We start from the raw sequence: 13,008 nt of genomic DNA on the forward strand, positions 1-13,008 counted from the left end.
TGATTTTCAGGGAATTTCATTGAAAGGGCCCGCCTACTGGCGGGCCTTTTTGACTTTTCGGGTATTTTCGAAAAAGGTCAATCGGATCCTGTCGAAGCGCAGCGGCTTCTTCAGGCCCGGTTTTGACGGTTGTCGATCAGATCATCGACCACGGCCGGATCGGCCAGGGTCGAGGTGTCCCCCAGGCTGTCGAAACTGTCTTCAGCGATCTTGCGCAGGATACGGCGCATGATCTTGCCGGAGCGGGTCTTGGGCAGACCGGGAGCAAACTGGATCAGGTCCGGAGAGGCAATCGGGCCGATTTCAGCCCGGACATGCTTGACCAGTTCTTTCTTGAGGTCATCCGTTGGTTCTTCCCCTTCCATCAAGGTGACATAGGCATAAATGCCCTGCCCCTTGATGTCGTGGGGATAGCCGACAACGGCAGCCTCCGACACCTTGGTATGGGCAACCAGCGCGCTTTCCACTTCCGCGGTGCCCATCCGGTGGCCGGACACGTTGATGACGTCATCCACGCGGCCGGTGATCCAGTAATAGCCGTCTTCGTCCCTGCGGCAGCCGTCTCCGGTGAAATATAGGCCCTTATAGGTGGCGAAATAGGTCTGGACGAAGCGCTCATGGTCGCCATAGACCGTGCGCATCTGGCCGGGCCAGCTGTCCTTGATGACCAGATTGCCTTCCGTTGCCCCGTCCAGGAACTTGCCTTCGGCGTCGACTACCGCGGGCTGGACGCCGAAGAATGGCCGGGTGGCCGATCCGGGTTTCAAGGCGGTGGCGCCAGGCAGCGGGGTGATCAGAATGCCGCCGGTTTCCGTCTGCCACCAGGTGTCGACAATCGGACAACGCCCTTCGCCAACCACGTTGTGATACCAGCTCCAGGCTTCCGGGTTGATCGGTTCGCCGACGGAGCCCAGCAGGCGCAAGGACTTGCGTGAAGTTGCGGTCACGTGCTCATCACCAGCGCCCATCAGCGCGCGGATCGCAGTCGGGGCCGTGTAGAAGATGTTGACATTGTGCTTGTCACACACTTCCCAGAAACGGCCCGGGCCCGGATAGGTCGGCACGCCTTCAAACATCAGCGTGGTCGCGCCATTGGCCAGCGGCCCATAGACAATATAGCTGTGGCCGGTCACCCAGCCCACATCTGCCGTGCACCAATAGACATCGCCTTCATGGTAGTCGAAGACATATTCATGGGTCATGGAGGCATAGACCAGATAGCCGCCGGTCGTGTGCATCACGCCCTTCGGCTTGCCGGTTGAGCCCGACGTATAGAGAATGAATAGCGGGTCTTCGGCGTTCATTTCGGCCGGTTCGCACTGGTCGGACACCCGCGAGGCTTCGTCATGATACCAGACGTCGCGCCCGGTCTGCATGCGGATGTCGCCACCGGTGCGCTTGACCACGATCACGCTTCTGACCGGCGCTTTTTCTGCTGCCTTGTCCACATTGGCTTTCAGTGGAACCTTGCGGCCGCCACGCAGACCCTCATCGGCGGTGATGACACATTCCGATTGGCAGTCCTCGATGCGCTGCGCAAGGCTGTCCGGGGAAAAGCCGCCAAAGACAATGGAATGGATCGCGCCGATGCGGGCGCAGGCCAGCATGGCATAGGCGGCTTCCGGGATCATCGGCAGATAGATGGTCACCCGGTCGCCCTTCTTCACGCCCTGGCCATGCAGGACATTGGCGAATTTGTTCACCTCCCGGGAGAGTTCCTTGTAGGTGATGACCTTGTGTTCGCTGGGGTCATCCCCTTCCCAGATGATGGCCGGCTGATCGCCGCGCGTTTCAAGATGCCGGTCGACGCAATTGGCCGCGACGTTCAAGGTGCCGTCCTCGAACCACTTGATGGAAACATTGTGGTAGTCGTAGGAGGTGTTTTTCACCTTGGTGTAGGGCTTGATCCAGTCAACGCGCTTGCCATGTTCTCCCCAAAAACCGTCCGGGTCCTCCACCGAGCGCTGGTACATTTCAAGATATTTGGCATTGTCGACATGCGCCCGCGCGGCAACCTCCGCTGGAACGGGAAAAACAGAGTCAGACATTTGAAAACCTCCCGGAACCGATAATGGCCGGTGTTGGACGTTATGTCCCTGGCACCGGCTTTTTTTCCGGGCGCCATTATGCTTATGGCCCCCGGAAGCGTCCAGAACCAAAGGATAGTCCTTTAGTCGGCGAGTCGTTGGTACATGAGTTCAAATACGTAGGGACAAAGGCAAATTCAACTCAGCCAGCCAATCACACAGCCCTGAAGCACAAGAACCCCAAGCCAATGGCCACCGTCAATCAGGGTCAGGCTCCAGGGCTGGCTCTGAAACCGGTGATTGACGATCTGTGTTGTCATGACAATGCCCGTCCAGACCATAAAGGCGGAGATCAGGCCCGTGCGGGGGGTGGTGTCACCGGTGTGGTAGATAATCCCGGCAAAGATGAACGCCATAACGCACTGGCAGACAAAGGCGAGAGCCAGGGTCAGCGGGCTGGGCTTGGTTTGGTCCTCGCTCAAACTGGCGGCCCGCATCCAGGCTTTGCCAAGAACGCCATACCAGATCGAGCCGAATAGGAAGGAGGCTATCGCGGCGGCAGCGACCGCCACCAGATTGATCCCGTCAAACATCATCTCACCATACTCCCTGTCTGGAGCACACCGTGTGAACTCCATAGCTCTGGCCGGAAAGGTGAAAGGAAACGGGGCAAAGATCAAGCGGCGAGACCGCCCTTTTGAATGATGAAATCGACGATGGGCTCCAGCCCTTTTCCGGCCTTTGTGTTGGCAAAGACAAACGGCCGGGCCTTGCGCATATGTTTTGCATCCCGGTCCATCACCTCAAGATCTGCGCCCACATATGGAGCAAGGTCGGTCTTGTTGATGATCAGAAGGTCAGAGCGGGTAATGCCCGGCCCGCCCTTGCGGGGAATTTCCTCGCCTGCGGCAACATCAATGACATAGAGCGTCAGATCCGCCAGATCCGGAGAAAAGGTGGCTGCCAGATTGTCGCCGCCCGATTCGATCAGGATCAGGTCGAGATCCGGAATGGTGCGGGTCAGATCTTCCACCGCCGCCAGATTGATGGAGGCGTCTTCGCGGATGGCCGTATGGGGGCAGCCGCCGGTCTCCACACCGCGAATCCGGTCGCTGGTGAGCGCCTGGGAACGGACCAGCGCGTCAGCGTCTTCGCTTGTGTAGATGTCATTGGTGATCACGGCGAGCGAATAGCGCGCGCGCATGGCCTTGCACAGGCGGTCGGTCAGGGTGGTCTTGCCGGCGCCCACCGGGCCGCCAATGCCAACACGCAACGGACCGTTTGGGGATGTCATGATCGGAACAGCCTCGAATACTGGGTTTCATGTGCCATGGAGGCGATATCTGCGAGAAAGGCGGCGCTGCCCAGGTCATCCAGCCCGGCGCTGGCCGCCTCACTGGCAACGGCAAAGACGGTGGGCTCCAGAAGGGCAATTACCGTCTGGCCATCGGTCTGGCCAAGGGGCACAGTGCGGATGGCGGCGGAGACCAGATTGGCGGCAAAGGCGTTCAGGAAACTGGCCACCGCGGCGTCTTCCGGAATGCCGTGGGCCGCGCAGACGAGACCGAGCGCGGCCGGATAGGGCCAGGAGGCCCGGTCCGTTTGGACCGCAAGACCACGCAGAAGATCAGCCGCCGGTGTTCCTGCGTCCGGCAGCCAGCTTTTCGCAATCGCGTCAAACAGGGCCGTTCCCTGGGCGCTGGTTTCCAGATACCGCTCACCGCTGGGCTGAAGCGCAAGGCCAAGCGCGCGCAGGTCCTGAACGGCCTGGCTGTCTCCTGCCCGGGCGGCCCGCAAGGCCTGGGTCAGCAGGATCGCATCGTTGCGCCCAGCGCCAAAGCGCAGGATATCGCCAAGCCAGGCTTCCAGGTCCGTGCGGCACGTCACTGTGCCGTCCTCGACCGCCTGTTCCAGGCCGTGACTATAGGTGAAGGCGCCCACGGGAAAGGCTGGCGACAGGAACGTCATCAGCCGGTAGAGCGCGGAGGATGGGACCGGATCAGCCATGGCTGTGACCATGCGTGTGGCTGTGATCATGCGTGTGGTCATGGGAATGGTCATGTCCATGCCCATGTCCGTGGGTGCGGCCATGGCCATAGGCGCCGCCTTCCGGATCGAAGGGGGCGGACAGGACCGTTATCCGTCCGCCAAGCTGGTGCACCATGTCCTCAATCACGTGGTCCCGCCGGATGCGCAGGGTTGTCCCCATCAGCTGGGTGGGCAGGTGCCGGTTGCCCAGGTGCCAGGCAATCCGCACCAGATGGGCCGTATTGTCGGCTTCGATTTCCACCAGGTCTTCCGGTTCGGCCAGAACTTCCACGACACGGCCATCTTCCAGCTCCAGCGCGTCGCCATGGTGCAGATGTACGGCCAGGGGTTCGTCCAGCAGGAAGGTCAGTCCCCCTGCTCCGGTTAGCACCGCCCGGCGCCGGTAGCGCTCGTCCAGATCGAGGGTGACCCGGTCGGCCGGGGTGCCTTGCCACTCTGCAGCACGGTAAATTTTCTGTACCCGGATCATTGTGCGGCGTCGATCCTTGCTTTGGTGGCCTGATAGGCCGGCCGGTCCCGCAGGCGTTTGAAATAGGCATGGACCGGGCCGTCCTTGGGCAGGTCGAATTTGGCAACCACGGCCCATCCGGAACAATGGCCCAGGATGATGTCGGCAATGGTGAAGGTCTCGCCCATCACATAGGGCCCCTCGCCCAGCCAGCGCGCAAGCGTGTCCAGCCCCTTGGCGAATTCGTACCGGCACACGTCCTTGATTGCAGGAAGACGCAGGTCTTCCGGCAGGATGAACGTGTTTTTGGCGGCGGTCCAAAGGGCGCCCTCCAGCACGTCGACTGCAAACTGGGTGATGCTGTCCTGCCGGGCGCGGTCCAGCGTGCCTGCGGGAAAGGTACAACCGTCATGCTTGTCGGCCAGATAGGTGCAGATCGCAACGGACTCGGTGATCGCAGTGCCGTCCTCAAGCAGGACCGGCACTTTGCCGCCCTGATTGGCAGCCCGGGCTTCGTCCGATTGCGGCAGCGCCGGAATGAGCTCATAGGCCAGTCCCAGCTCCTCCAGAAGCCAGATGACGCGCATTGCGCGGGTGCGGGGAAATCCCACAACTGTATACATTTTTGCCTCCCTGACCGTGCTGTCTGCACCTTAAAACAGGAAGTAGCGCTGCGCCATCGGCAGCACCTCGGCCGGTTCGCAGGTCAGCAGCTCGCCATCGGCGCGCACTTCATAGGTCTCCGGGTGCACCTCGATTTGCGGCGTGGCGTCGTTCAGCACCATGGATTTCTTGGAAATGCCGCCGCGCACGTTCTTGACCGGCAGGACCAGGCTGTCGAGACCGGCGGTTGCCTTCACATCCGCATCATAGGCCGCCTGGGAGACGAACGTGACGCGGCTCTGGGTCATGGCCTTGCCAAATGCGCCGAACATCGGCCGGTAATGGACCGGCTGCGGGGTTGGAATGGAGGCATTCGGATCGCCCATGGGCGCGGCTGCAATCGTGCCGAGCTTCAGCACCATGTCCGGCTTCACGCCGAAGAATTTCGGGTCCCAGAGCACCAGATCCGCCAGTTTGCCGATTTCCACGGAGCCGACATGCTGGTCGAGCCCGTGGGCAATGGCCGGGTTGATGGTGATCTTGGCCATGTAGCGTTTGACCCGCAGATTGTCGTTTTCGCCCGCTTCTTCGCTCAAGCGCCCGCGCTGGACTTTCATCTTGTGGGCGGTCTGCAGAGTGCGGATGATCACTTCACCGACCCGGCCCATGGCCTGGCTGTCGGAGGCGATGATCGAAAAGGCGCCCATGTCATGGAGAATGTCTTCGGCCGCGATCGTTTCCTTGCGGATGCGGCTTTCGGCAAAGGCAACATCTTCGGGAATGGAGCTGTCCAGATGGTGACAGACCATCAGCATGTCCAGATGCTCTTCCAGCGTGTTGACCGTATAGGGCCGGGTCGGGTTGGTCGAGGATGGCAGAACATTGGTTTCGCCGCAGACCTTGATGATGTCAGGGGCATGGCCGCCCCCGGCGCCTTCCGTGTGGAAGGCATGGATGGTGCGGTCCTTGAAAGCGGCGGTGGTGTTTTCAACAAAGCCGGATTCGTTCAGCGTGTCCGTGTGGATCATCACCTGGACATCATATTCATCGGCCACCGACAGGCAGGTGTCGATGGCTGCCGGGGTCGTGCCCCAGTCCTCATGCAGCTTCAATGCCGAGGCGCCCGCCAGGATCTGTTCTTCCAGAGCGGCAGGCAGCGAGGCATTGCCCTTGCCGGCAAAGGCCAGGTTCATGGGAAAACTGTCTGCCGACTGCAGCATCCTGGTGATGTGCCAGGGCCCGGGCGTGCAGGTCGTCGCATTTGTGCCCGTGGCCGGTCCGGTGCCGCCGCCCAGCATGGTGGTGACGCCGGACATGAGCGCATCATCGATCTGCTGCGGGCAGATAAAGTGAATATGCACATCCAGGGCTCCGGCGGTCAGGATCTTGCCCTCGCCGGCAATCGCTTCCGTTCCGGGCCCGACAACAATGTCGACACCGGGCTGTACATCCGGGTTGCCCGCCTTGCCAATGCCGACTATGCGGCCGTCCTTCAGACCGACATCCGCCTTGACGATGCCCCAGTGGTCCACGATCAACGCGTTCGTGATCACGGTGTCGACCGCTCCGGCGCTGCGCGGGGCCTGGGATTGGCCCATGCCGTCGCGGATCACCTTGCCGCCGCCGAATTTCACTTCCTCGCCATAGGTGGTGTAGTCCTTTTCCACCTCAATGATGAGATCGGTATCGGCGAGGCGCACCCTGTCGCCGGTGGTGGGTCCGAACATGTCCGCATAGGCGGCACGGGGCATCTTGTAGGCCATGGTTGCTCCTGTCGGCGATCAGTTGTCGTAGTCGTTGAGCGTTGCGCTCAGGTCATCGGTTCGCTGCATGGTCAGAACGATCATGCAGCTTGTGAAAAGGTCGTTGCCCCGCGCGCTGCCGCGAAACGGCAGGCTGTAGGCCTTGCAATCCTTGTTCCGGAAGGTGGTCCAGGCGGCCTGCGCATCTTCCAGGGCGGCCGGGCCGCCCTTTTGGGCTCCGCTCCGGGCCCTGTCCATCTCCACCAGCTTGGCATGGAGCTGGTCATAGGCGCCCTTCAGGCTGTCTTCGGCGTCTTTCAAGGCCTTGTCCGCGCAAAAACTGCGCTCCTCGTCATTCAGCGGATAGCCGCAATCAAGGGCCGCCTCTGCCGGGCGCTCCTGGGCAAAGCTTTGAGACGCAGACAGGACAGCGGCCGTGAGCACAGCAAGGCCGAGGGCACAGGATCTCAATTGCCCAGCCCCGCCGCCAGGGTTTCAAGATCGGCGGTCCGGTCCTGGGTAATCTTCAAAAGACATTCGTTCATCAAAAGCGGTGCGATTGTTCCATTGCCTGGATATTCATAGATATCGCAGGCGCGCTCCCGGTAGGCGATCCAGCTTTTCTGGGCGTCCTGCAGCTTTTTGGCTGACTCTGGCGACCAGTCTTTTACCGTGGCAAGGGCCTTTTGCAGAGCTGCCTTAACGTCCTTGTCGGCTTTTTCGTAGGCCTTGAAGGAACAGAAATTCAGTTCCGTCTGGGTCTGGGCATCACTGCACCCCTCCGGCAAGGCTTGCTGGGCGGCGCCAGGAACCGGAGCGCTCATCACCATTGCCAGAAAGATGGGTATCAGGGGGATCTTCAAAACACTCTCCCAAAAGGTCAAAGCGGGCCCATGACGTTCTGATTGAAGCCGTAAACCGTCCGGTTGCCCCGGTAGGGCACCAGCGTAACGGTGCGGGTCTGGCCCGGCTCGAAGCGCACGGCGGTTCCGGCGGGAATATCAAGGCGCATGCCCTTGGCCTTGTCCCGGTCAAAGGCAAGGCCTGGATTGGTTTCGGCAAAGTGATAGTGGCTACCGACCTGAACCGGCCGGTCGCCGGTGTTGGAGACGTCCAGTTCGACCGTTTCCAGCCCGCTGTTCAGTTCGATCTCGCCATCGGCGGGGAATATTTCTCCAGGGATCATGGCGTTTTCCTTTTGAGTTTCAGCTCAGCCAGCTTTTCATGCTGCCTTGCTGTTCAGCGGTAAATTTCAAAAAATGATCGGCCCGCTGTTGGAGGCTTCAAGCAGGCGTCTGAGCCCTTTATACTGCTTTAGCGGATTGGCTCGTGCACGGTCACCAGTTTCGTCCCGTCCGGAAACGTTGCTTCCACCTGGACATCGTGGATCATTTCCGCAACCCCTTCCATGACCTGGTCCCGGGTGAGCACCTTGGCACCGGCGGCCATCAGATCGGCCACACTGCGCCCGTCGCGGGCGCCTTCCACGACAAAGTCGGTGATCAGGGCGACCGCCTCCGGGTAATTGAGTTTCACGCCGCGTTCCAGCCGGCGGCGGGCCACCATGGCGGCCATGGAAACGATCAGTTTGTCCTTCTCGCGAGGGGTCAGGTTCACTCGATAATCCTCCGAACTAGCAGGACCAGACGCGCGGCAGCTCTGCCGCGCGGTAACCGGTCAAAAAAGAAATCAGGGCCTTGCGCAGGGCACGGCTATCATTGGACACAAAGCGGGCAGTCAGCAAGCCGTTCCAGGCGCTGACCGCCGCTGCGACCTGGTGGCTTGCTGCTGCTGTGCGGGCGTTTTCAAGGCAGGTCCGGGCACCCGCAAGCCGGTCTTCGGCGTCCGGGTGGACATCGGCAAAGGTGGCAAACACATGCCCGCCCGCGGCGGTTGCCGGTCCGGCCAGAACGTTGTCTGGCCGGCCGGTCAGCCGGACATCGTCGGCAAAGATCAGTTTGCCGCCGCGCCGGATGCGCCAGCGGTCCTTGAAAGCAAGCGTGGCGATCGTCTCGTTCATGGCTGTACGGCCGACAATCACCGTTTCCAGCATCATCAGCCTGGCGTCTTCGGCAAGCTCTGCTGTCAGGGTCCGGGACAGGCACGAGCGGTCGAACAGGATGGTTTCCTGGGGCAGCCATTCCAGGGTGGCGCCGGGGCCGACCGTTAGCGACCCTGTTATTTTTGCGGAGCCGGACACGCTGCGATAGGCGCGTTCTGCGGTCTGGCTGGTCACAATTGCGTGTGTGTTTTCCGCAGCCTCGATCTTGTAAGACAGTTCATCCCCGCCGGTCAGGCCTCCGGCTGTGTTGATCAGGACCGCCGTCGCCGGGCTGTCATAGACCTTTGGCAGGCGCACTTTGGCCGAGCCCTTCTGATAAAGGTCTGCCAGCCGGGTGGTGCCGTTGCTGCATGCAAACCGGACGCGCGCGGCGCCCTTGACCCGCTGCAGATCCGGCGTCTCCGGTTTCAATTGTGATGCTGCCGCAGCATCATACATCCTGTTCCGCCTTTCAGGCCCGTTACGCCACTGCACTTTGAATGGGGTCCCGCCATGCTGTGTGAGAGGGGCATGGCAGGGAGGGGCACGTCAACCTGTCTGATGAAGCAAGAGCCGGGCCAGATTCCTGTGCGGCGATGAGCCTGTGCAACAGTTCAAAAAGCAGCTGCGTTTTCAAATGGCCCCGCACACCCGGCTTGTAAACTGCCTGGTAAATAGTCTTGTGCTTAAAAAAACACCACGCTGGGACTTTTCACAAGGGGTTGCCCTTACCCGTGCAATCCGGTTTTTTAGGGACACAGCAAAAAGGCAAACAGTCCTTAACCTGTGTGCGTTTCTCATGAGCAGTGTGACCAGAGAGGGATACACGTGTTTGCGAGCTCAATTGGCCGCCTGACCGTCTTTGTATATGTGCTTCTCCTGTCGGTGACCGGCGGGATGATGGGGCCTGCGCGCGCGGATATTGGCGCTTTTATCCTTGTTGATGCTACGTCCGGTGCGGTTCTTGAAGAAAAGAGCGCCACACGGAAATGGTATCCGGCGTCCCTGACCAAGATGATGACAGCCTATGTCACGTTCAAGGCGGTCCGCGAAGGCCGCATCACTTTGAACTCCGCCGTCGTCCAGTCCAAGAATTCCATTTCAGAGCCGCCAAGCAAGATGGGCTTCAAGGTGGGGACCCGGTTCACCGTTGATACGGCGCTGAAGATCATTCTGATCAAGTCGGCCAATGATGTTGCCGTGGCGCTGGGCGAGGCCGTGGGCGGATCGGAAGCAGCGTTCATTGACCAGATGAATGCGGAGGCCAAGCGTCTCGGCATGACCAGCACCCGTTTCACCAATCCGCACGGGCTGCCCGACAACCGTCAGGTCACCACAGCGCGGGACATGGCCATCCTGGCCATGGCGCTTCGGAAAGATTTTCCGCAGGCGCGGGAGTATTACAATCATCCGGGCATCCGCTTCGGCAAGAAGACTCTGCGGTCTGCCAACCGTGAATTTCTGCTGCGGGTGCCCGGCGCCAACGGCATGAAGACCGGCTATATCTGCAATTCGGGCTACAATGTTGCTGCGTCTGTCACCCGTCGGGGACGCACTTTGATTGCCGTGATCCTGGGGGCCAGTTCGGGGCTGGAGCGTACGGCGTTTGCCCGTCAGCTCTTTGACAAGGGATTCAAGAAGCGCAAAGGCGGCAAAACGGTCACTGCCTTGTCCGGACCATCCGCCAATCCACCAGCCGATGGCTATTGCCGGCGCAACAAAAGCCCGGGGGCCAAAAGTTACATGGCCCGGTTCGACATGCAGAACAAATCCGGCGGCGGATTTTTGTTTTTCAAGAAAGCCGACGACAAGCAGCTGAAAAAAATCGACGACAGCGGCTTCATGCTGGCCAATGGCAAGGCAGACTGGGCAAAGATCCTGGACCGGACCATTGGCCCGCGCCGCATCGCCTACCGGCCACTTCAGGTCGGGCTCGGCAATCCGGAGGGAGCACCGTCCGTTGAGGCTGCTGCTGCTGCAGGTTCTGCGGCGGAAGGTGCGGTTCCGGTGCCCACTGCCAATCCGGTGCGGCTTGCGGAGACCAAAATCCGTTCAAAACTGCTGGCCTCTGAAGACATTGGCAGTGCCGGGGCTATTCCCCAAACGGCCGCAGCCGCCTCTTTGGCGGGCACGGATGCCGTCCAGGCAGCGCCCGGGTCCATCTTCCGCAAAGGCCTTGATTTCACCGTGCCGGTCCCAACTCCAAGTCCGCGCAAATAACCGGTGACAAACGGGCTGGCGCGCGCCGTAGCGCTTGATCCGGATGGCTGGTTAACTGTTTATTTACAGTGATGCTTAACACTGGAGTAAGCATTTATTCGAAAATGGCAGGCTTTGGGCGCAGTTTGCAGTGACGCCCGTTAAGTCATCTTTTGCAGAGCGCTTGCCGGGACCCGTCAGATCGAGAGATCGCATGATGATTGAACCGAGATCCACTGCTACCATCCGGGCTCTTGCCAGCCTTGCCGAATTGTCTGCCGATCAGCTGGAAGATGGCGTTTCGGTTGATCAGGTCGTCGCGACCCTTCGAAAGGCCGCCGAGGCTGTTCGTCTTGTTGTGGATACGGACTCGATGGACGAGGACGGCGCTGCAGGGGAAACCGGCCTGGTTCAGGATCTGACCCCGATGGATCTGGCGGAAGAAGAGACAACAGCCGATGCATCCGGCGGCACTCCCGAAGAGGTGGTCGAGGACGAACCGGTTCTGAACGCCGGATAAACCACTTCCTCGTCACCTTCTCCTCTTAGACCAATCTGTCTGCCTTTTTTCTGCCCTTTGACGCTTGGGGGGAAAGGGTGTTAGCCGTGCGTCTTCAAAATCTTCAGCGGCGATACGACGGGAGACAGGCGCATGGGTGCCTCTGAAAATGCAGACAAGCCGGCCCGTGGGCCCAAACCGCCCATTCCCCTTTCGGTCATAACCGGGTTTCTCGGTGCGGGCAAAACGACGCTGCTCAACCGCATTCTGAAAGATCCGGAGATGGCGGACACGGCCGTCATCATCAACGAATTCGGGGAAATCGGGCTTGACCACCTGTTTGTGGATCAGGCAGGAGACGGCATTATCGAATTGTCCTCCGGCTGCCTGTGCTGCACGATCCGTGGGGATCTGGTCACCACCCTGGAAAATCTTCTGCGTCATCTCGACAATGGCCGCACGGAGCGCTTGAGCCGGGTGATCATCGAGACGACCGGTCTTGCGGACCCGGCTCCGATCCTGCACACGATCATGCTGCATCCCTATCTGGTCATGCGCTACCGGCTCGACAGCGTGGTCACGCTTGTCGATGCAGTCAATGGCCTGTCGACGCTTGCGGCCCATGAGGAGGCGCGTAAACAGGCGGCCGTTGCTGACCGGATTGTGTTCACCAAGACGGATCTTGTAACGCCGGGTGCTGCTCAGGCAGATTTTGACAGCCTGCACAAGCGCCTGGCCCAGCTTAATCCGGGAGCCAAACGGCTGGACGTGCAGTCGGGCGAGGCTGTGCCGGTCACCCTTTTCAATGCCGGTCTTTATGATCCGGACAGCAAGATTGCTGATGTGGCGGCCTGGCTGAATGAAGAGGCCTATGCGGCGGATCACGGCCATGCGCATCATGATCATCACCATGGCGGACACGCTCACAGCCATGGCCACAGCCACAGCCCCTCTCACGCTCATGGAGCCCATGCTCACGGGCATGACCATGCGCATGACGTCAACCGCCACAGCGAGACCATCCGGGCCTTTACATTGGCCACCAGCCGGCCTGTTTCAGCCTCAGCGCTTGAAATGTTCCTGGACCTGTTGCGTTCTGCCCATGGGCCGAAACTGTTGCGGGTGAAGGGCATTGTGCAACTGGCGGAAGATCCTGACCGGCCGGTCGTTATTCACGGGGTTCAGCACGTGTTTCATCCCCCCGCGACGCTCGAGGCCTGGCCGGATAAGGACCGGCGCACGCGCATGGTGTTCATCACCAAGGATCTGCCGGAAGGTTTTGTGCGCAAGATGTTCGAGGCGTTTTCAGGCGCGCTTCTGCCGGATACGCCCGATCCCAAGGCCATGACCGACAACCCGCTGGCAATTTCGGGCTTCACCAGCCCCTGACCGTCTCCGGG

At 60.5% G+C, this 13,008-nt stretch carries 15 protein-coding genes; 3 read left to right on the forward strand and 12 right to left on the reverse strand.

The genetic code is table 11. From position 1 onward, the window contains the following. Positions 1–110: 110 nt before the first annotated feature. From acs to ACXAIC_RS14945, 12 genes are all read right to left on the reverse strand, one after another. A complete protein-coding gene (gene acs / locus ACXAIC_RS14890; RefSeq protein ID WP_475180756.1) occupies positions 111–2,048 on the reverse strand; it encodes an acetate--CoA ligase in 1,938 nt (645 codons plus the stop codon). Between the two features lie 176 nt (positions 2,049–2,224). After that, positions 2,225–2,623 carry a DUF1761 domain-containing protein gene (locus ACXAIC_RS14895; protein WP_475180761.1) on the reverse strand — a complete coding sequence of 133 codons (399 nt, stop codon included), beginning with the start codon at positions 2,621–2,623 and terminating at the stop codon, positions 2,225–2,227. An 80-nt stretch (positions 2,624–2,703) separates the two neighbouring features. Beyond that, positions 2,704–3,321 (reverse strand): urease accessory protein UreG, encoded by a 618-nt coding sequence (gene ureG, locus ACXAIC_RS14900; protein WP_475180764.1) that lies wholly within the window; start codon positions 3,319–3,321, stop codon positions 2,704–2,706. Beyond that, a complete protein-coding gene (locus ACXAIC_RS14905) occupies positions 3,318–4,094 on the reverse strand; it encodes an urease accessory protein UreF (protein ID WP_475180767.1) in 777 nt (258 codons plus the stop codon). The genes ureG and ACXAIC_RS14905 overlap by 4 nt, the downstream gene beginning before the upstream one ends. After that, positions 4,027–4,545, reverse strand: coding sequence for an urease accessory protein UreE (locus ACXAIC_RS14910; RefSeq protein WP_475180772.1), 519 nt, complete (start codon positions 4,543–4,545; stop codon positions 4,027–4,029). Before ACXAIC_RS14910 ends, ACXAIC_RS14905 begins: the two co-directional genes overlap by 68 nt. Beyond that, positions 4,542–5,147, reverse strand: coding sequence for a glutathione S-transferase family protein (locus ACXAIC_RS14915; RefSeq protein ID WP_475180777.1), 606 nt, complete (start codon positions 5,145–5,147; stop codon positions 4,542–4,544). Before ACXAIC_RS14915 ends, ACXAIC_RS14910 begins: the two co-directional genes overlap by 4 nt. 30 nt (positions 5,148–5,177) lie before the next feature. Next, positions 5,178–6,890 carry an urease subunit alpha gene (gene ureC / locus ACXAIC_RS14920; protein ID WP_475180781.1) on the reverse strand — a complete coding sequence of 571 codons (1,713 nt, stop codon included), beginning with the start codon at positions 6,888–6,890 and terminating at the stop codon, positions 5,178–5,180. An 18-nt stretch (positions 6,891–6,908) separates the two neighbouring features. Then, on the reverse strand, positions 6,909–7,340 hold the full coding sequence (locus ACXAIC_RS14925; protein ID WP_475180787.1) for a lysozyme inhibitor LprI family protein: 432 nt from the start codon (positions 7,338–7,340) through the stop codon (positions 6,909–6,911). Continuing rightward, positions 7,337–7,732: a lysozyme inhibitor LprI family protein gene (locus tag ACXAIC_RS14930; RefSeq protein WP_475180793.1), complete on the reverse strand. Its 396-nt coding sequence runs from the start codon at positions 7,730–7,732 to the stop codon at positions 7,337–7,339. Before ACXAIC_RS14930 ends, ACXAIC_RS14925 begins: the two co-directional genes overlap by 4 nt. 17 nt (positions 7,733–7,749) lie before the next feature. Next, complete coding sequence (locus ACXAIC_RS14935; RefSeq protein WP_475180800.1) at positions 7,750–8,055, reverse strand: urease subunit beta; 306 nt, start codon at positions 8,053–8,055, stop codon at positions 7,750–7,752. Between the two features lie 128 nt (positions 8,056–8,183). Beyond that, positions 8,184–8,486 carry an urease subunit gamma gene (locus tag ACXAIC_RS14940; protein ID WP_475180806.1) on the reverse strand — a complete coding sequence of 101 codons (303 nt, stop codon included), beginning with the start codon at positions 8,484–8,486 and terminating at the stop codon, positions 8,184–8,186. Positions 8,487–8,502: 16 nt separating this feature from the next. After that, positions 8,503–9,369, reverse strand: coding sequence for an urease accessory protein UreD (locus ACXAIC_RS14945; protein ID WP_475180814.1), 867 nt, complete (start codon positions 9,367–9,369; stop codon positions 8,503–8,505). A 369-nt stretch (positions 9,370–9,738) separates the two neighbouring features. On the opposite strand from ACXAIC_RS14945, the gene ACXAIC_RS14950 reads away from it, so the two are divergent. The 3 genes from ACXAIC_RS14950 (at position 9,739) to ACXAIC_RS14960 (ending at position 12,997) form a co-directional block, all read left to right on the forward strand. Further along, entirely contained in the window at positions 9,739–11,130 is a 1,392-nt protein-coding gene (locus tag ACXAIC_RS14950) for a D-alanyl-D-alanine carboxypeptidase family protein (RefSeq protein ID WP_475180817.1), read from the forward strand. A gap of 193 nt (positions 11,131–11,323) precedes the next feature. Further along, the gene (locus tag ACXAIC_RS14955) at positions 11,324–11,629 is read left to right on the forward strand and encodes a hypothetical protein (protein ID WP_475180822.1); all 306 of its coding nucleotides are present in this window, start codon (positions 11,324–11,326) and stop codon (positions 11,627–11,629) included. A gap of 132 nt (positions 11,630–11,761) precedes the next feature. Then, the gene (locus ACXAIC_RS14960; RefSeq protein WP_475180828.1) at positions 11,762–12,997 is read left to right on the forward strand and encodes a CobW family GTP-binding protein; all 1,236 of its coding nucleotides are present in this window, start codon (positions 11,762–11,764) and stop codon (positions 12,995–12,997) included. Positions 12,998–13,008 lie beyond the last annotated feature (11 nt).

Source organism: Roseibium sp. AWQ4_254 (assembly GCF_056161025.1).